This is a genomic window from Stenotrophomonas maltophilia, from assembly GCF_006974125.1.
Classification (GTDB): Bacteria; Pseudomonadota; Gammaproteobacteria; order Xanthomonadales; family Xanthomonadaceae; genus Stenotrophomonas; species Stenotrophomonas maltophilia_O.
Window position 1 is genome coordinate 1759086 of the sequence record NZ_CP037858.1, and the last position, 18062, is coordinate 1777147.

The following is an 18062-nucleotide window of genomic DNA, read 5'->3' on the forward strand; positions in this document are numbered from 1 at the left end:
GTATGTGCGGCACTGCGCTTGCAGTCTGCCGTGTGGTGAACCGTTTCGATAGGTGAACTTGCGTGCGGGAAATCACAGTTCAGATGTGAAATCGCCCAGCCCTCACGCCGATGTGATGTGGCTGAAATCGTTCATTTTTTCCGGTATTCGAGAATCACGCGCAAAGCATCCACGCATGGCGTGGATCTACTGATCCATCGCACCCCGCCCGATTGATCCACGTCACGAGGCAATGAAGCGCATCACCAGTAGTTCCACGCCATGCGTGGATGAGGCGCCGTCAGATCTTCAGATAGATCTTCCGCCAATCCAGCCACCACGCCACGCCCCACCACAGCGCGACGAACGCCAGCGCCTGCAGCATCGACGCCAGCTCCAGCGCCTGCGGCATCGCGGTGGCCAGCTGCTGCCAGACCCACCCCCAAACACCGGTCGCCATCAGTACCACCGACATCACCGATGCCCCCAGGTACGCGGTGATCGCATTGACCCCGAAGCGCCTGCCGAGTGCCGGCCACCCCTTCTGGTCGATCAGCACGTGGCCCAGCCACAGCGCCAGCGCCGCAAGGCCGCCGGTCCACAGCACGTAACTGGGCGTCCACAGCTGCTTGTTCAACGGCAGCACCACGGTCAACAGCAGGCCCAGCACAGCGGTCGCCACACCCAGCCCGGCCAGCGCCCCGGCACGTCCGCTGCGCAGCAGGCCACCGGCCAGCAGGCCAAGCACGGTGCTGGCCAGCGCACCCAGCGTGCTCAGCAGCCCTTCGGGATCATGGCCGAGCCCGGTATCGGCATGCCATTGATAGATCCACGGTGCGAACAGCGCGGTATCCAGACGGCTGGCCGGGTTGGTCCACGGCGCCAGCTCACCGATGCCCAGCAGCAGCACCGTGTACCCCACCAGCAACGTGACCAGCACGCCCGCCTGCACGCGCGGCCGCGCACACACCGCCAGAACACCCACCAGCGCCGCGCATACCGCAATCCGCTGCAGCACGCCCCAGATGCGGAAGTGATGCGTATCCAGTGCCCACCAGATCAGCAGGTGCAGCAGCGCACCGGCCACCAGGATGCGCAGCGCGCGCTCCAGAACGCCGCGCGCCAGTGCAGGTCGCGCCGCCGCGTCCAGCGCGCGCGGCGCCACGCTGAAGGCCATCGACACGCCGACCAGGAACAGGAAGAACGGGAACACCAGATCGGTGGGCGTGCAGCCATGCCAGTCCGAATGACGCAGCGGCGCGAACACCGCGCTCCAGTCGCCCGGATTGTTGACCAGCAGCATCGCCGCCACGGTGATGCCGCGCAGGGCATCGATCGAGCCCAGCCGGCGTGGCGGCGAACTGTTCATCAGGCGGCCTCGTACTGCCCGGCAATCCAGGTGCCGCGCACCTGCAGGGCGTCATCCAGCAGCACCAGGTCTGCCTGGTAGCCCTCGGCGATGTGGCCCAGGCGATCATCGACGTTGAGGAACTGCGCCGGGTACGTCGATGCCATGCGCGCGGCTTCGGCCAGTGGCTGGCCAAGCAGCTGCACGGTGTTGCGCACCGCAGTGGCCATGTCCAGCGCCGAACCCGCCAGCGAACCGGCGGCATTGCGCACCACGCCGTCGATGGCGGTGATGGTTTCGCCATACAGCACGTAACTGGGATCGTCGGCGCCGACCGGCGGCATTGCGTCGGTCACCAGCAGCAGGCGGCCGCGCGGCTTGGCCGCCAACGCCACGCGCAGGCTGGCCGGATGCACGTGCACGCCATCGACGATGATGCCGATCCAGCTGTCGCGGTCTTCCAGCGCGGCACCCACCGCGCCGGGCTCACGCCCCTGCAGCGGCGACATCGCGTTGTACAGGTGGGTGAAGCCACGCACACCGGCATCCAGTCCGGCACGGATCTCTTCGTAGGTACCTGCGGTGTGCCCGGCAGCAACAATCACGCCACGCTCGACCAGCGCACGGATGGTCTCCAGCGGCACGCGTTCGGGCGCCAGCGTCAGCACGGTCACACCGTTGTCCAGCGATGCCGCCAGCGCGATTTCTTCTTCATCCGGCACGCGGAACTTGCTGGCATCGTGCGTGCCCTTGCGCGCCGGCGCGATGTACGGGCCTTCCAGGTGGATGCCGATCACGCCCGGTACACCCTGCGTGATCGCCTCGCGCATCGCCGCGATTGCGTCGCGCATCACTGCCAGGTCATCACTGATCAGGGTCGGCAGCATCGCCGTGGTGCCGAAACGGCGGTGGGCCTGCGCGATGGTGCGCAGTGCCGCTACGTCCGGCGTGTTGTTGAACAGTGCGCCACCACCACCATTGACCTGCACGTCGATGAAGCCGGGCAGCAGCCAACCGCCTTCCAGGTCCACCTGCTGATCAGCCTGGCCAAGCCGCGGTGCAGCGTCGGGCAACAGGGCGGTGATCTGCCCGTTCTCGATCACCAGCGCCAGATCATCGCGGAAGTCGTCGCCCGCCAGGATGCGGGCATTGCGCAGCACGGTCGCCATTACACGGTCTCCGTCACCTTGTTCAGGTGCGGCGGCAGGTCCGGGTTGAAGCCACGACGCAGCGCCAGCGCGTTGATCGCACGGTAGAAACTCTGCACGGTCAGCAGCGGTGCGCACAGCGGGTGCGGCGCAGCAGCCACCGGCAGGTTGCCACCTGCACCGGCCAGCCAAACCTGCGCGCCACGCGAGGTGAATTCCTCCACCACCGCACGGGTGCCGGCGCCGGTCTCATCGGGCTGGGCAAAGGCCAGCACCGGGAAACCACGGTCAACCAGCGCCATCGGGCCGTGCTTCACTTCGGCCGAGCTGTAGGCCTCTGCATGCAGGCTGCAGGTTTCCTTGAACTTCAGCGCCGCTTCCTGCGCCGCACCCAGGCCCAGGCCACGGCCGAGCACGAACAGGTTGGTGGCCTCGACCAGGCCCTCGGTCACCGCGCTCCAGTCGCACTGCCACGCCTCACGCATGGCATCGGGCAGCAGGTCCAGGGCGCTGCGCAGGCTGCTGTCCTGCTTCCAGTACGCAGCCAGCTGCAGCAGCGCAGCCAGCGAGGCCAGGTAGCTCTTGGTCGCTGCCACGCTCTTCTCGGCACCGGCATGCAGCGGGATGACCGTGTCGGCCAGCTGCGCCAGCGGTGAGTCCTCGACGTTGACCAGTGCGATCACGCGCGCACCGGCGGCCTTGGCCGCCTCGGCATTGCGCAGCAGGTCCGGGCTCTTGCCCGACTGCGAGATGACGATGAACAGTGCGCCGCGCAGCTGCAGTGGCGCGGCATAGACTGACCCCACCGACGGCGAGGCCGACGCGACCACCAGGCCCAGCTGGGTTTCCAGCAGGTACTTGCCGTAGGTAGCGGCGTGGTCCGAGCTGCCGCGTGCGCAGGTGACCACGAACGGCGGCGGCGCAGCACGCAGGCTGGCGGCCAGGGTTTCCATGGTGGCGTGGTTGCGCGAGAACTGGCGGGCAACCACGTCGGCCGCTTCAGCGGCCTCGGCGAACATCAGGGTGGCAGTGGGGTCTGACAGCGACATGGCAGGCTCAGGCAGGATCGGAAGGAAGGGGGCGTGCGCCGGCCGGGCGCATCGGCGCGGTCGAACCGCGCACCACCAGCTGCGGCACGAAGCCCTGGTTGTGCAGCGGTGCCGGCGCATCGTCGTAGGCGTCGCTGCGCAGCTGCGCGATCAGCAGGCGCGCGGCGTGGCGGGCGATGTCCTCGGTGGCCTGCTTGGCGGTGGTCAGCGGCGGCCACGACTGGCGCGAGAACGGGCTGTCCTCGAAACCGGCAATGGACAGGTCGTACGGCACGTTCATGCCGGCCGACTTGGCAGCGGCCAGTACGCCGGCAGCGATCTCGTCGTTGGAACCGAAGATGGCGGTGGGCGGCTCGCGCAGCGCCAGCAGGCGGCGCGCGCCGCGGAAACCATCGTCGAAGGTGTAGTCGCCCTGCACTACCAGGTGCTTGTCCACGGTCATGCCGTAGCCCTTCAGCGCGGCTTCGTAACCGGCGTAGCGTTCACCCGAAGATCGGTGCGAGCTGCCGCCCCAGAGGAAGCCGATGCGCTGATGACCCAGCTGGATCAGGTGCTCGGTGATCTCGTAGGCGGCCTCGCGGTCGTCCACGAACACGCAGGCACCGTCGGCCGGGTCTTCGGTGGCGGCGATGATGCGCACCAGCTTGATGCCGCGCGCGGTCAGCGCCTGGATCAGGTCGCGGCGTTCGGACATCGGCGCGGTCAGCACCAGCCCGGCCAGACGCGAGCGCTGCACCCAGTCGGCCAGTTCATCGGCCAGCAGTGGCGAACTGGAATCGCAGGGATGGATCTGCAGGCCGAAACCCGTCTCGCGGCACGCAGCCAGCACGCCGTTCTGCACGCCGATGATGTGGTACGGGTTGGGGTTGTCGTAGACCAGCCCGATCACGAAAGTGGTGCCGCTGCGCAGGTTGCGCGCGGACGGATCGGGCTCGTAGTCGAGTTCGGCGATGGCACGCAGCACCCGCGCACGGGTGGCCTGCATCACCGAGGGCTCGTTGTTGATCACCCGCGAGACCGTCTTCAGCGAGACCTTGGCCTTCTCCGCAACGTCCTTGATGGTCGCTCTGCGCATGGGTTTTCCCTGGGGTTGGCTGCCGTCCATCATCGCCGATCAGGCCTTGTCCTGCGGCAGGCCGGCGCGATGGCCGATCACCGAATAGAACAGGATGTACAGGTAGCAGGGCACCATCAGCAGCACGAAGGTGAGCTGGAAATCGATGTGCTGCTTGAGCAGGGCGAACAGCTGCGGAATGATCGCGCCACCGGCAATACCCATCACCAGCAGGGCCGAACCGGTTTCGGTGAAGCGCCCCAGGCCGCGGATGGCCAGCGGGAAGATGGCCGGCCACATCATGGCGTTGGCAAAGCCCAGCAGGGCCACGAAGGCCACCGACACATAGCCGTGCGTTGCCCACGCGCCCAGGCAGAACACCACGCCCAGCACCGCCGACAGGGTCAGGTAGCGCGACTGCGATACCACCCGCGGAATCACCAGCAGGCCGACCACGTAACCGACCAGCATCGCGCCCAGGGTGAATGCGGTGAACATCTTGGTCTCGTCCAGCGGCAGGTTGAAGCCATGCCCATAGGTGCCGATGGCATCACCGGCCATCACTTCCACGCCCACGTACACGAACAGGCACAGCACGCCCAGCCACAGGTGCGGGAACTGGAAGATGCTGCGGCGCTCGACCGCACCGGCGGCCACCGGCGTGGCGTTGGCTTCGGACGATTTGATTTCCGGCAGCGGCGAGAACAGGATCGCCACCGCCAGCACCACCAGCAGCGCCGCCATGGCCAGGTACGGGGCGTGGATCTTGGCGGCGAACTGGTTCAGCAGCACGGCCTTGGTCGCGGCATCGGCCGCCTGCACCTGCACGTCCAGATCGCCAATGCCATGCAGCACCACCGTGCCGATCAGGATCGGCGCCAGGATGCCGGCGATCTTGTTGCAGATGCCCATCAGCGCGATGCGCCGCGCCGCCGTTTCGATCGGCCCCAGGATGGAGATGTACGGGTTGATGGCCGTCTGCAGCAGGGCCAGGCCGCTGCCGATCACGAACAGGCCGCCCAGTGCGCCGGGGTACCAGCGCTGGGTGGCGAATTCGCCGAACAACGCGGCACCCCCGGCCATCACCAGCAGGCTCAGGCTCAGGCCCTTCTTCATGCCGGTGCGGCGCAGGATCCACGACGACGGCAGGGCCAGGAAGAAGTAGGACAGGTAGAACACCATCAGCACCAGGAAGGCACCAACCTCGCTGAGTTCGAAGGCGAGCTTGACGAAGGTGATCAGCGGGCCGTTGAGCCAGGTGAAGAAGCCGATCAGGAAGAACAGCACGCCGACGATGGCGATGGAGGTGGCCACGTTCGGGCGCGCGCTTGCAGCGGAGACGGCGGACATCGGGAAGGGCTCCTGCGGCGACGGCCGCAGAACGCGGCGTCGGAGAGTGGCTGGGAACAACGTTGTCACATTCTTTCGGTGGACAACGGCGGTTTGTCAACTTCCATGCAAGGCCGCATGAGCCTCGTGCTGCACTGCGCAACCCGATCGCAACGCGTCGTGCTGAATGCGCCACAGCCCTTGAGCCCCGTGCAGCAACGGTTCCCGCGTGAAACCCATGCTCACGTCATGTAAACGTTTACTGCACGCCGCATTCGTTGCGACGCAGCAACGAAAGTGTCACGAACTCGTTGACATCGTTGTCAGCGGGGTTACAGACTCCGCCCCAATCGCCGCCCCCGAACCCGGGGCCGGCCTCACCTGCAGCAGGAGCCCGCGTGACCGCCAGCCACCCCGCCCCGGCCCATGTCCTGTCCCGAGTCGCGCCGACATTCCTGGCCGCCGACGTCGGTGGCACCCATGTGCGCGTGGCCCGGGTCCAGGCCAGCGGTGATGCCGCCCATCCGGTGCAGGTGCTGGAATACCGCAAGTACCGCAACGCCGACCACGGCGGCCTCAGCGCGATCCTGTCCGACTTCCTGGGTGAAGGCCCGCGGCCCACGCATTGCGTGGTCGCAAGCGCCGGCTATGCCCGCGAGGACGGCACGGTGATCACCGCCAACCTGCCGTGGCCGCTGTCCGCGCGCCAGGTGGAAGCCGATGTCGGCCTGCAGCGGGTCTACATCGTCAACGATTTCGAGGCAGTGGCCTACGCCGCCGCACAGGTGGACGCCAGTGGCGTGCTGCACCTGTGCGGGCCGGAGACCGCTGCGCGCGGCCCGACCCTGGTGGTAGGCCCCGGCACCGGCCTCGGTGCCGCGCTGTGGATCCCCACCGCGCACGGCCCGGTGGTACTGCCCACGGAAGCCGGCCAGCCGACCCTCGCCGCAAGCACCGAACTGGAAATGGCCATCGTCCGCCACATGCAGCGCGACCGCGCCCATGTGTCGATCGAGCATGCGATCTCCGGCCCCGGCCTGATGAACCTGTACCGCGCGGTGTGTGCGCTGCAGGGTCAGGTGCCGACGCTGGCCAGCCCCGATGCAGTCACCGCCGCGGCCATGGCAGATACCGATGCGCATGCGCGCCAGGCGCTGGATGTGTTCTGCGGGCTGCTCGGCAGCACCATCGGCGACATGGCCCTGTTCTATGGCGCCCATGGTGGCGTCTACCTGGCCGGCGGCATCCTGCCGCAGATCCGCGAATACCTGCACGCCAGCACCTTCGTCGAACGCTACCTGCAGAAGGGGCCGATGGGCGAAGCACTGGCACGCATCCCGGTGAAGGTCGTCGAACACGGCCAGCTGGGCGTGGTCGGCGCTGCCAGCTGGTACCTGCAGCAGCAGTCGGCCGCCTGACACCGCAACAGGCTTCAACGCAATCGCAGCACGCAGTACGTGGCACGCCAACGCACGGGACTTCGCCGCCGCCCCGCGCATGTCTTCGCAACCGTAACCGAACACCGCCGCCGGCATCCAATCGAGTGATGAGGAGAGACATCATGAACACCCGCAAGACCCTGCTTTCGGCCGCCATCGTCAGCTGCATCGCCTTCAGTGCGCATGCGCAGCAGGCCGCCCAGACCGCCACCGACCTGGATACCGTGCAGGTCACCGGCATCCGTGGGTCGATGGAAAAATCGCTGGACACCAAGCGCGAAGCCAATGCGCGCGTGGAAGTGGTCACCGCCGAAGACGTGGGCAAGCTGCCCGCGCACAACGTCGCCGACACCCTGCAGCGCCTGCCGGGCGTGAACATCAGCTCGTCCAGCGCCGACGAAGGCGGCTTCGACGAAGCCGACCGTGTCAGCCTGCGCGGTACCAGCCCGAGCCTGACCCAGACCCTGATCAATGGCCACACCGTCGGCTCGGCCGACTGGTTCGTGCTCAGCCAGGGCAACAACGTCGGCCGCAGCGTCAGCTACTCGCTGCTGCCGTCGGAGCTGGTGCGCTCGGTGGAAGTGAACAAGTCCTCGCAGGCCAAGCTGCAGGACGGCGGCACCACCGGTACCGTCAACATCCTCACCCGCAAGCCGCTGGAGTTCTCCAAGCAGCTCACCGCGGAAGGCTCGATCGGCATGGTGCGTTCGGACCAGGCCAAGTCAAATGACCCGCAGCTGTCGGCCCTGTTCAACTACAAGAACGACGAAGGCAACTTCGGCGTGATGGTGCAGGCCTTCAGCCAGAAGCGCGAGCTGCGCCGCGAAGCGCAGGAAATCCCGGGCGGCTTCTTCCAGATCGATCCGAATGGCACCGTGGCCAAGTCCAACCCGGACCTGGCCGGCGTGTACGCGCCGGGCCTGCTCGGCTCGACCCTGTTCGAACAGACCCGCGAGCGCAAGGGCGGCCTGGTGTCGCTGCAGTTCAAGCCGATGGACAACCTGACCCTGGGCCTGGAAGGCTTCAGCTCGGAACTGAAGGCGAACAACTACAACCGCAACTTCATGCTGTGGGGCGGCCGCATCCTCAACGACCGCACCGTTGAAGATGCCAATGGCAACAAGATCCTGATTCCGGGCCAGGCCCCGAATCCGGGTTACGTCGTCAAGGATGGCGTGCTGTCCAACGCCACCTTCGCCGGCCAGGCCGACCGCGACTACGCGGTGTACGACATGATCTACCGCGAGTCGAAGGCCAAGACCAACTACATCACCTTCGATGCCGACTGGCAGATCAGCGACAACCTGGGCATGAAGTTCCAGGCTGGCAGCACCAAGGGCACCGGCGAAACGCCGCGCCAGTACATCGCCGAAGTCAACCTGGCCCGTGGTGGCGGCGCCACCTGGGCAACCCACGGCAACGGCTCGCCGATCGACTGGAACGTCGGTGGCAACATCGGCCCGAGCGGTGTGACCGACTTCGGCACCTGGGGCAACCAGCAGGTCACCGCGATCGACAAGGAAAAGTGGGCCACCCTCGATTTCAACCAGTACTTCGCCGACGCTGGCGTGCTGAACTCGATCGACTTCGGTGCCCGCTTCGGTGACCACAAGCGCGAGGCCCAGTCGCCGGAAGGCGCAACCCCGGGCGCGATCTGGGATGCGCTGAAGAACGGTGCGACCGCCAACTTCCCGGGCGGCTTCGCCAACGGCATCGGTGGCAGCTTCCCGCGCGACCTGTGGTACTTCACCCCGGGTGCACTGAAGGATGCGGTGACCAACAACTCCACCTGGCTGGCCGGCAATGACGGCCCGACCGGCCGCCACAACTACGGCGCCGAGTGGAAGGTATCCGAGAAGAACTTCGCCGCCTACGTGCAGGGCAACTTCAGCGGTGATCGCTGGAGCGGCAACGTCGGCCTGCGCTATGTCAACATCAAGCAGGACATCGACACCTACGCGGCGGCCATCGGCTCGACCGTGCCGGACGTGAAGAGCCTGTTCGGTGCCTGGACCCGCGAAGCCTTCGAGAACAAGCACAACCGCGTGCTGCCGAGCGCCAACTTCAAGTACGACCTGCGTGACGACCTGGTGCTGCGCCTGGCAGCCTCGCAGACCCAGACCCTGCCGGACTTCTCGGCGCTGGGCGCCTCCTCCTACGGTTCGGACCTGAACCGCACCGGTGGCGGCGGCAACCCGAAGCTGAAGCCGGTGGTGTCGACCAACTTCGACGCCAACCTGGAGTGGTACTTCATGCCGCGCGGCATGCTGTCGGTGGGTGCGTACTCGATGCGCCTGAAGGACTATGTGGCCTTCAGCACCGAGAAGCAGATGCTGTTCAGCGAGCTGACCAACCGCCTCGAGGAGTACAACATCTCGCGTCCGAAGAATGCCGACGGCAAGGTGCGCGGCTTCGAAGTGGCGTATGAGCAGCCGATCGGCGAGTACTTCGGCGTCAACGCCAACTACACCTACGCCGATGGCAGCACCTCGCACACCTGGGCCGACGGCACCGACAACCTGCTGGGCACCTCGAAGAACACCTACAACGTGGGTGCCTACTTCGAGAACGACACCTTCGGTGCCCGCCTCAGCTACACCCGCCGCTCGTCGTTCCTGATCGGCCTGTCCGGTGCCAACCCGTACTACCAGGATGACTTCGGCACGCTGTCGGCGTCGCTGAGCTACAAGGCCACCGACTGGCTGAGCGTCAGCTTCGATGCGCTGAACCTCAACAACCCGACCTACAAGTACTACCAGACCGCGGCCATCCCGACCTCGTTCTACAGCAACGGTCGCCAGTACTACCTCAACTTCCGCTTCAAGTACTGATCCAGCGGCGGCAACATCGCCGAGTCGTGCACGCACGCCGGGCCTGGGTCATTCCGGGCCCGGCGTTTTTCATGTATAGCGTTCATCGCACCGTTCCAAGGAGTCGTACCGATGGTCAAGCCTTCCCGCGCCCGGATGCGCAGCGCAGTGCTGCTGGGCAGCCTGCTCGCCCTGTTGCCGGTACTGCCGGCACTCGCCGCCGATCCCACTCCCGCCGCTGAAGCGCCCGGCCCGCAGCTGCGCGCCGGCAGCCTGATGCTGATTCCGGCCCCGGCCACCGTGCAGCGCGGCCAGGGCAGCGGCATCACCGTCCGCGCCGACACCGTGCTGTACGCAGAAGGCGAAGCAGCGCAGCGCGTCGCCAGCCAGTTCGCCGACCTGCTGGCCCGCAGCGGCGGGCCACGCCTGGCACTGGCCAAGGGCAAGGCCGCACCCAGGAGCGGCGGCATCCGTTTCGAGATCGTCCCGACCTTCCGCGACAGCGGTGAGGGCTACACGCTGGAAAGCACCGCGCAGGGCGTGGTGGTGCAGGCAGGCAACGAAACCGGCCTGTTCTATGGCGCGACCACCCTCGCCCAGCTCGCCACCGGCGGCAGCAACGGCGTGCTGCCTGCGGTGCAGATCCAGGACGCACCGCGTTTCAGCTGGCGCGGCTTCATGCTCGACTCCGCCCGTCACTTCCAGAGCCTGGACGAGATCAAGCGCGTGCTCGATGCGATGGCTGCGCACAAGCTCAACACCTTCCATTGGCACCTGACCGATGACCAGGGCTGGCGCATGGAGATCAAGCGCTATCCGAAGCTGACCGAAGTGGGCAGCTGCCGCCTGCCTGCAGGTGACGGCGGCATCGATCCGGTCAGTGGCCAGGAACATCCGTACTGCGGCTTCTACACGCAGGACCAGATCCGCGAGGTGATCGCCTACGCCGCCAAGCTGCATATCCAGGTGATCCCGGAAATCGATGTGCCGGGCCATGCGACTGCCGCGATTGCTGCGTATCCGGAACTGGGCAGCATCGATACGCCGCTGAAGCCGATCAGCGAATGGGGCGTGTTCCCCAACCTGTTCAATGTGGAAGACAGCACCGTCACCTTCCTCGAGAACGTGCTGGAAGAAGTGATCGACCTGTTCCCGGCCAGGTACGTGCATGTCGGTGGCGACGAGGCGGTCAAGGACCAGTGGGAAGCCTCGAAGCAGGTGCAGCAGCGCATGCGTGTGCTGGGCATCAAGAATGAAATGGCCATGCAGAGCCACATCATCAAGCGCCTGGAAACCTTCCTGGAGGAGCACGACCGGCGCCTGATCGGTTGGGACGAAATCCTCGAAGGGGGCCTGCCGCCGCAGGCCACGGTGATGTCCTGGCAGGGCACCGAAGGCGGCCTGGCTGCGGCCAGTGCCGGGCATGACGTGATCATGTCGCCGGTGGGTTACCTGTACCTGGACTACCTGCAGACCGCCTCGCCGAACGAGCCGCCGGGCCGTCCGACCCAGGTCAATCTCGGCAAGCTGTACAACTTCGAACCGGTGCCGGCCGAGCTGGCCGCCGACAAGCGTGGGCACATCCTCGGCCTGCAGGCCAACATGTTCACCGAGCACACGCGCAGCTATGCGCGCCTGCAGCACAACCTGTTCCCGCGCCTGGCCGCCGTGGCCGAGACCGGCTGGAGCACGACGGAACATCGTGACTTCCGCGATTTCCTCGCGCGCCTGCCGGCGCAGCTGCAGCGCTACCGTGCCTGGGGCCTGGCCTATGCGCAGACGCCGTTCGAAGTGGGCGTGGACTACACCGACAATCGCGCGGACAACACGGTGACGGTGTCGCTGGCCAATCCGCTGGGTTATGAAGTGCGCTACAGCACCGATGGCCAACCGGTGAGCGCGCAGTCGCCGCTGTACCAGCAGCCGCTGACCGGGCAACTGCCGACCACCGTGCAGGCCGCCGCGTTCTACCAGGGGCAGATGCTGGCCGCGAAGCCGACCATCGCCGCATTCACCGCGCAGTCGCTGCTGAGCCGCAGCAGCGATGAGCTGCTCAGCTGCGTGGGCAAGAAGGGCCTGGTGCTGCGCCTGGAAGACGATGGCCCACGCGAAGGCAACCGTGCGGTGTTCAACGTCGACATCTTCCAGCCGTGCTGGCGCTGGCCGCAGGCGCAGCTGGACGGCATCGGCAGTGTGGAAGTGCGTGCCGGCCGCATTCCATACTACTTCCAGCTGGCCCACGACGAACCCAAGCGTCGCTTCGAGAAGGCCAAGCGGGCGCACGGCGAGATGCTCGTGCGTCGTGGCGACTGCAGCGGCAAGGTGCTGGCGGAAGTGCCGTTGCCGGCCACGCCGGATGCCGATGGCTTCGTGACGCTGAAGGCCACGCTGCCGAAGGGCACGCAGGGCACCGGTGACCTGTGCATCAACTTTACCGGCGACACGCGTCCGGCGATGTGGGTGCTGGACGAGGTCACGCTGGGGAAATGACCGCAGGTCTGTCCTGGTGGGTGCCGACCTTGGTCGGCACCTCGGGCAGTCCATCCACGCATGGCGTGGATCTACGGGTGGGTGCCAACCTTGGTTGGCACGCCTCTACCCGCGCCAGCGCAGCAGCAGGTCGCGCAACGGTGTCAGGGCCGTGGCCATGCCGGCCAGCACGCCAATGGTGTTGGCAATCGCATCCATCGGGTCGGCGGTACGGTTGCTGGTCAACGCGCCCTGGGCGAATTCGATGCCAATGCCCATCAACACCAGCCCCACGCCCACCCACAGCAGCGGACGCCCGCGGCGGAACAGCTGCACTGCGCTGCCGGCCAGGATGAAATAGGCGAGGAAGTGCTCGCCCTTGTCGCTGTTTTCCGGCAGCGGAATCGGCGGCGGTGGAATCAGGCAGACCACGACCACCAGCAGCACCGCCAGCACCCACAGCACGGTCCACAGCCGCGGCCGCCGCAGCGGCTTGGTCAGCGGCAGCGCTCCACTCACAGGCGCCAGCTCAGGTCACCCAGCTCGAAGGCCGGCTCGAAGTCGACGCCACGTTGCAGCCCGATGGCCTGGAAGCGCTCACCCATTTCGGTCGGCAGGGTCAGCTTCTTCACCTGGTCGCGCAGCTGGATACGCCCCACTTCATCGGTGCGTTCCTCGGCCAGCAGCAGCACCTGGTCCAGGCCGTTGCCGAGCAGGAAACTGGCCTGGCTGCAGTAACCGGCCAGCTCGAAACCACCGTGCATGCCCGCCTCGGCCATCGCGGTGAAATCCACCGATGCGGTGATGTCCTGCAGGCCTGGCCAGCGATGCACGTCGTTGTGCACGTGGTGGCGGTAGAAGGCACGCACGGTACCGTCGTCGCGATCGTGCTGGTAGAACTCGCCGCGGTTGTAGCCGTAGTCGACGAACAGCATCGCGCCACGCTGCAGGCCACCGGCCACCGCCTGCAGCCAGTACGGCAGCTGCGGCAGCACTTCGGAACGGTAGCCCTCGGCGAAAGGTTTCTCCAGATAACGCTCGATGTGGCGCACCGCGCCATTGAGCAGGATGTCGGCCGGCTGCGCGCCGCGGATGAAATTGCCTTCGCCATCAAGCTCGACGGTTTCCTCGTAGACCTCGCCATCGCGGATCAGGAAGCGTGGAGTCGGCAGCGCGTCAATCACCTCGTTGGCAAACACCACGCCCTCCCAGTCCTCCTCGAACGGGCGATCGACCCAGTCCACGCGCGCCGCCAGCTCTGCTGGCAGGCTCTGCTGCAGGCGCTGCTGCTGGCGCTCGCGCAGGTCGGCACTGGGTTCAAGGATGGCGTAGCGCGACGGCAGCGCGTCCAGCTCGGCCAGGCGCAGCAGCACCGCCTCGGCGAAGGCGCCCGTGCCGCCGCCCAGCTCCAGCATCCGCGCCTGCGCACCCAGCTGGGCGAACACCGGTGCCAGCGCATTGGCCACGCTGCCGGCGAACAGGCTGCCGAGCTCGGGCGCGGTCGTGAAGTCGCCACTGCCACCGAACTTGCTGGCGCCGGCGCTGTAATAACCCCAGCCAGGGGTATACAGGCACAGCTCCATGAAGCGCGAGAAGGGCATCGCCCCGCCCTGCGCAAGGATTTCGGCGCGCAGGGCGGCGGCCAGCTGGTCGCTGTGGGCCAGGGCATCGGCTTCGGGCAGGGGGAAGGTGGGCTGCATGGCGTCTTCGAATGCGGTGACAATGGTGCACAGGATAGCCGAGCCTTGGAGGACCCTCGATGAGCGATACCCACCCCGTGGTCCTGATCACCGGCAGCGCGCGCCGGATCGGTGCGGCCATCGCCCGCCAGTTCCACGCCTGCGGCTGGTCGGTGGTGCTGCACGCCAACACCTCCAGCGCCGAGCTGCAGCAGGCCGCGTTCGATTTCGACAACGTGCGCCCCGGCAGCGTGCTGGCGCTGCAGGCCGACCTGCGTGACGCCGACGCCCTGTCCGACCTGGTGGAACAAGCGGTCACCCATTTCGGCCGCCTGGACGCGCTGGTCAACAACGCGTCCAACTTCTTCCCCACCCCGCTCGGCCAGGTCACCGCCGAGGCGATGGACGAGCTGTATGCGGTCAATGCGCGCGCGCCACTGCTGCTGTCACAGGCGGCGGCGCCCTACCTGCGCCGCCAGCAGGGCTGCATCGTCAACCTGACCGACCTGCACGGCACCGATCCAATGCGCGACCACATCGCCTACACCATGGCCAAGGCCGCACTGGAGATGGCCACGCGCTCGCTGGCGCTGGAGCTGGCGCCGAAGGTGCGGGTCAATGCGGTGGCGCCGGGTGCGATCCTGTGGCCGGAACAGGGCAAGGACGATTTCGCCCGCGAGGCGCTGCTGGCGCGCACGCCGCTGGCGCGGATCGGTACCGTGGAGGAAATCGCCGAAGCGGTGTATTGGCTGGTGGCCGAGGCCAGCTTCGTCACCGGCCACACATTGCGCGTGGATGGTGGACGCACGGTAAGTTGAGGTAGTGCCGGCCGCTGGCCGGCAACCTCCCTCATGCCAGGTCCACCACCTCGAACGCCTCGCCAAACTGCTTGTGCGCGCGCCACAGCGTGGCCAGGTCCTGCCCACTGACCGGGTCGATGAAGTCCGGCGCGATGTCGGCCAGCGGCTTCAGCACGAAGGCATGCTTCAGTTCCGGGCGCGGGATGCGCAGGTGGCCGGGACCTTCCACCACCAGGTCGCCGTAGAACACCACGTCGATGTCCAGGGTCCGGTCGGAAAAGCGCGGCCCGCTGCGGTCGCGGCCGTGCGCGTCTTCCAGCGCATGCAGCCAGTCGTCCAGCTCCTGCAGCGGCAGGTCGGTCTCGATCGCTACCGCATTGTTGAGGAAGGCCGGGCCATCGAAGCCGACCGCGGCGGTACGGTAGGCGGGCGACACCTGCAGCGCGCCGAAGCGCTCGCGCAGGGCCGTCACCGCGGCGTGGAGGTAGCGGCGGGGCTGGACATTGCTGCCCAGGCTCAGGAGCACGGTCGTCATGCGGTTCAGGTGGCAGCGATGGGGGCGTGGACATGCCGTCGTCACGGCGGCCTGCCTACAATCCGGGACGCACATGATAGGGCACCGACATGACCTATTGCGTTGGAATCGAGGTGGACGAAGGCCTGGTCTTCGCTGCCGACACCCGGACCAATGCCTCGCTGGACGATGTGCGCGTGCACCGCAAGCTGCACGTGTTCGAGTACCCCGGCCAGGCAGCCTACGTGCTGATGGCGGCCGGCAACCTGGCCACCACCCAGCTGCTGGTGTCACGCCTGGGGCGCGACGCCGGTGAACGGCGCACGCCCAACCTGCGCGACATGACCCACCTGTTCGAGGCCGCCGAGTATGTCGGCCAGCTGCTGGTGGACAGCCAGGTGCACAGCAGCCACAGCGAGCACGGCCATGACGGGGTCAACACCCAGGCCACGCTGATCTTCGGCGGGCAGATCGCCGGCGAGCGGCCGGGTCTGTACATGGTCTATCCACTCGGCAACGCCATCGCTGCTTCGCCGGAGACGCCCTATCTGCAGATCGGTGAGTCCAAGTACGGCAAGCCGATCCTCGACCGCATCCTCAGCCCGGCCACACGCCTGGAGGACGCGGCGCGGACGGCAATCGTGTCGCTGGATTCGACCATCCGCTCCAACCTGTCGGTAGGCCTGCCGATCGACCTGGCGCTGCTGCGCGATGGTGAACTGCGCATCGGCCAGCAGCTGCGGCTGGGTGCGGATTCAGCGCTGTATGCCGACATCCACCAGAACTGGTCGCGGCGGCTGGAACAGGCGGTGGACGCCCTGCCGCGGTTCCCCTGGGAAACCTTGGACCGGTAGTGCCGGCCGCTGGCCGGCAACCGCGTTGATTCCACCACACATGAATGCCGGCCAGCGGCCGGCACTACCGGAACGTCAGCCCAGCGCTTCGGCCACCGCACGGAACACCTGCTGCATCTGCAGTGGCTTGTGCAGCACATGCACCTCCACGCCGTCCGGGAATGCATCGGCCGCAACCGGCACTGCCGGATCCTCCAGCACCAGTGCCGGGCCGCGATAGCCCAGCGTGGCCATCTCGCCCAGCAGCTGGCTGGCCGGCAGCAGCTTTGAGCCTGCATCGGCGATCACCAGCGCAGGCATCGCCTCCTGCTGCATCCAGCGCAGCGCGGCCGGGCCGTCGGACGCCAGCTGCAGCTGGTAGCCCTGGCTGGACAGCGCATTGCCCAGCAGCGACAGGCGCGTGGCTTCGCCATCGACCACCAGGATCGACTGGCCGCTGCCCAAGGCCACCAGCTGTTCGATCGGCTCGCTGCCATCGACGGCGTCGTGCATCGGCAGGCGCAGTTCGAAGCAGGTGCCCTGCCCCGGCTGGCTGCTGACGTGGATGCTGCCGCCGGCGCCTTCAACGATGCGCTTGCAGGAAATCAGCCCCAGGCCAGTGCCATCTGCCTTGGTGGTGAAGAACGGATTGAACAGATGCGACAACGTATCCGCATCCATGCCGATGCCTTCGTCGGCCACGCGGATATGCATCCAGTCCACGCCATCGCGCTGGCCGGCATGGCTGGCGGTGAGGCTCAGGCGGCCGCCATTGGGCATCGCCTGGATCGCATTGAGCGCCAGGTTCAGCATCACCTGCTGGAGTTCGGTGTAGTTGGCATCGACCACCAGGCCTTCGTCCTGCACCTGCAGTTCCAGGCGCACGGCGTCGGGCACGTTGCTGCGCAACAGCAGCGCCACCGCATCGAACAGGCCATCGATCTCGATGCGCTCGCTCGGCTTGCGCGAACCGCGCACGAACGACAGCATCGATTCGGCCATCTCATGGCCACGGCGGCCGCACTCGGCGATGACATCGGCCAGATGATGCAGCTGCGGATCGTCGGTGCGCGCCTTCAGCAGGTCCGGCATGATCAGCAGCGGCTGCAGGATGTTGCGCAGGTCGTGGCTGAGGCCGGCAGCGAGCAGCGACAGGCTTTCCAGGCGCTGCGCGCGCATCAGTTCGGTTTCCACCCGTGCGCGCTCGATCGCGCTGCGTGCATCGCGGATCGCACGTGCCACCGCCGACGGCAGGCGCGCCGGCAGGTGCTTGATGATGTAATCGTTGGCGCCCTTCTGCAGCGCCGCCACCGCGTTCTCCTCACCCATGGTGCCGGAGACGAAGATGAAGGGCACCTCCGGTGAGGTCTCACGCACGATGCGCAGCGCGTCGTCACCGGAGAATCCCGGCATGCTCAGGTCGGACAGCACGATGTCCGGCTGGAACGCGACCAGTGCCTGGCGCAGTTCGGCCTCGCTTTCGACGCGCTCGAAACGGGCCTCCAGGCCCGCATCGAGCATCTGTTCGGACATCAGCTCGGCATCTTCCGGTGAGTCCTCCACCAGCAGGATGCGCAGCGCCCCCAGGGCGGGACCGGTCAGGGGCATGGG

14 protein-coding genes are annotated in these 18062 nt (G+C 67.0%); 5 read left to right on the forward strand and 9 right to left on the reverse strand.

Annotated elements, in window-relative coordinates:
- Nucleotides 1-280: 280 nt before the first annotated feature.
- Genes EZ304_RS07980 through EZ304_RS08000 form a run of 5 tightly spaced genes read right to left on the reverse strand, consistent with a single transcriptional unit; the run spans nt 281 to nt 5928 of the window.
- Nucleotides 281-1348, reverse strand: a complete 1068-nt coding sequence (locus EZ304_RS07980; RefSeq protein WP_099551114.1) for an acyltransferase family protein — start codon at nt 1346-1348, stop codon at nt 281-283.
- Nucleotides 1348-2496, reverse strand: coding sequence for an N-acetylglucosamine-6-phosphate deacetylase (gene nagA / locus EZ304_RS07985; RefSeq protein ID WP_142806752.1), 1149 nt, complete (start codon nt 2494-2496; stop codon nt 1348-1350). The genes EZ304_RS07980 and nagA overlap by 1 nt, the downstream gene beginning before the upstream one ends.
- On the reverse strand, nt 2496-3524 hold the full coding sequence (locus tag EZ304_RS07990) for an SIS domain-containing protein (RefSeq protein ID WP_099551112.1): 1029 nt from the start codon (nt 3522-3524) through the stop codon (nt 2496-2498). Before EZ304_RS07990 ends, nagA begins: the two co-directional genes overlap by 1 nt.
- 7 nt (nt 3525-3531) lie before the next feature.
- Nucleotides 3532-4599: a LacI family DNA-binding transcriptional regulator gene (locus EZ304_RS07995; RefSeq protein WP_142806753.1), complete on the reverse strand. Its 1068-nt coding sequence runs from the start codon at nt 4597-4599 to the stop codon at nt 3532-3534.
- A 39-nt stretch (nt 4600-4638) separates the two neighbouring features.
- Nucleotides 4639-5928: a sugar MFS transporter gene (locus tag EZ304_RS08000; RefSeq protein ID WP_142806754.1), complete on the reverse strand. Its 1290-nt coding sequence runs from the start codon at nt 5926-5928 to the stop codon at nt 4639-4641.
- A gap of 377 nt (nt 5929-6305) precedes the next feature.
- On the opposite strand from EZ304_RS08000, the gene EZ304_RS08005 reads away from it, so the two are divergent.
- From EZ304_RS08005 to EZ304_RS08015, 3 genes are all read left to right on the forward strand, one after another.
- Nucleotides 6306-7325, forward strand: a complete 1020-nt coding sequence (locus tag EZ304_RS08005) for a glucokinase family protein (RefSeq protein ID WP_099551110.1) — start codon at nt 6306-6308, stop codon at nt 7323-7325.
- 143 nt (nt 7326-7468) lie between these two features.
- Nucleotides 7469-10177 (forward strand): TonB-dependent receptor, encoded by a 2709-nt coding sequence (locus EZ304_RS08010; protein ID WP_099551109.1) that lies wholly within the window; start codon nt 7469-7471, stop codon nt 10175-10177.
- Nucleotides 10178-10288: 111 nt separating this feature from the next.
- On the forward strand, nt 10289-12646 hold the full coding sequence (locus EZ304_RS08015; RefSeq protein ID WP_142806755.1) for a family 20 glycosylhydrolase: 2358 nt from the start codon (nt 10289-10291) through the stop codon (nt 12644-12646).
- Nucleotides 12647-12751: 105 nt separating this feature from the next.
- Here the strand turns inward: EZ304_RS08015 and EZ304_RS08020 are convergent, their stop codons facing one another.
- Both EZ304_RS08020 and EZ304_RS08025 read right to left on the reverse strand, forming a co-directional pair.
- Nucleotides 12752-13144, reverse strand: coding sequence for a VanZ family protein (locus EZ304_RS08020; RefSeq protein ID WP_099551107.1), 393 nt, complete (start codon nt 13142-13144; stop codon nt 12752-12754).
- Nucleotides 13141-14325 (reverse strand): class I SAM-dependent methyltransferase, encoded by a 1185-nt coding sequence (locus tag EZ304_RS08025; RefSeq protein ID WP_099551106.1) that lies wholly within the window; start codon nt 14323-14325, stop codon nt 13141-13143. The genes EZ304_RS08020 and EZ304_RS08025 overlap by 4 nt, the downstream gene beginning before the upstream one ends.
- A gap of 59 nt (nt 14326-14384) precedes the next feature.
- Between EZ304_RS08025 and EZ304_RS08030 the strand changes: the two genes are divergently transcribed.
- Nucleotides 14385-15122 (forward strand): pteridine reductase, encoded by a 738-nt coding sequence (locus EZ304_RS08030; RefSeq protein ID WP_088479658.1) that lies wholly within the window; start codon nt 14385-14387, stop codon nt 15120-15122.
- Nucleotides 15123-15153: 31 nt separating this feature from the next.
- On the opposite strand, the gene folK is transcribed toward EZ304_RS08030, so the two are convergent.
- Nucleotides 15154-15639 (reverse strand): 2-amino-4-hydroxy-6-hydroxymethyldihydropteridine diphosphokinase, encoded by a 486-nt coding sequence (folK, locus tag EZ304_RS08035; RefSeq protein WP_099551105.1) that lies wholly within the window; start codon nt 15637-15639, stop codon nt 15154-15156.
- Nucleotides 15640-15728: 89 nt separating this feature from the next.
- Here folK and EZ304_RS08040 point away from each other — a divergent pair, with 89 nt between their 5' ends.
- On the forward strand, nt 15729-16472 hold the full coding sequence (locus tag EZ304_RS08040) for a 20S proteasome subunit A/B (protein WP_099551104.1): 744 nt from the start codon (nt 15729-15731) through the stop codon (nt 16470-16472).
- A 75-nt stretch (nt 16473-16547) separates the two neighbouring features.
- Here EZ304_RS08040 and EZ304_RS08045 read toward each other — a convergent pair whose 3' ends face one another.
- Nucleotides 16548-18059 carry a hybrid sensor histidine kinase/response regulator gene (locus EZ304_RS08045; RefSeq protein ID WP_142806756.1) on the reverse strand — a complete coding sequence of 504 codons (1512 nt, stop codon included), beginning with the start codon at nt 18057-18059 and terminating at the stop codon, nt 16548-16550.
- Nucleotides 18060-18062 lie beyond the last annotated feature (3 nt).

Excerpts from the sequence above, each read along its gene's own strand:
- EZ304_RS08025 (WP_099551106.1), bottom strand. The coding sequence starts at position 14,325 with ATGCAGCCCACCTTCCCCCTGCCCGAAGCCGATGCCCTGGCCCACAGC.
- EZ304_RS07980 (WP_099551114.1), bottom strand. The coding sequence starts at position 1,348 with ATGAACAGTTCGCCGCCACGCCGGCTGGGCTCGATCGATGCCCTGCGC.
- EZ304_RS08000 (WP_142806754.1), bottom strand. The coding sequence starts at position 5,928 with ATGTCCGCCGTCTCCGCTGCAAGCGCGCGCCCGAACGTGGCCACCTCC.
- EZ304_RS08010 (WP_099551109.1), top strand. The coding sequence starts at position 7,469 with ATGAACACCCGCAAGACCCTGCTTTCGGCCGCCATCGTCAGCTGCATC.
- folK (WP_099551105.1), bottom strand. The coding sequence starts at position 15,639 with ATGACGACCGTGCTCCTGAGCCTGGGCAGCAATGTCCAGCCCCGCCGC.
- EZ304_RS08015 (WP_142806755.1), top strand. The coding sequence starts at position 10,289 with ATGGTCAAGCCTTCCCGCGCCCGGATGCGCAGCGCAGTGCTGCTGGGC.
- EZ304_RS07990 (WP_099551112.1), bottom strand. The coding sequence starts at position 3,524 with ATGTCGCTGTCAGACCCCACTGCCACCCTGATGTTCGCCGAGGCCGCT.
- EZ304_RS08030 (WP_088479658.1), top strand. The coding sequence starts at position 14,385 with ATGAGCGATACCCACCCCGTGGTCCTGATCACCGGCAGCGCGCGCCGG.
- nagA (WP_142806752.1), bottom strand. The coding sequence starts at position 2,496 with ATGGCGACCGTGCTGCGCAATGCCCGCATCCTGGCGGGCGACGACTTC.
- EZ304_RS08040 (WP_099551104.1), top strand. The coding sequence starts at position 15,729 with ATGACCTATTGCGTTGGAATCGAGGTGGACGAAGGCCTGGTCTTCGCT.
- EZ304_RS07995 (WP_142806753.1), bottom strand. The coding sequence starts at position 4,599 with ATGCGCAGAGCGACCATCAAGGACGTTGCGGAGAAGGCCAAGGTCTCG.
- EZ304_RS08045 (WP_142806756.1), bottom strand. The coding sequence starts at position 18,059 with ATGCCCCTGACCGGTCCCGCCCTGGGGGCGCTGCGCATCCTGCTGGTG.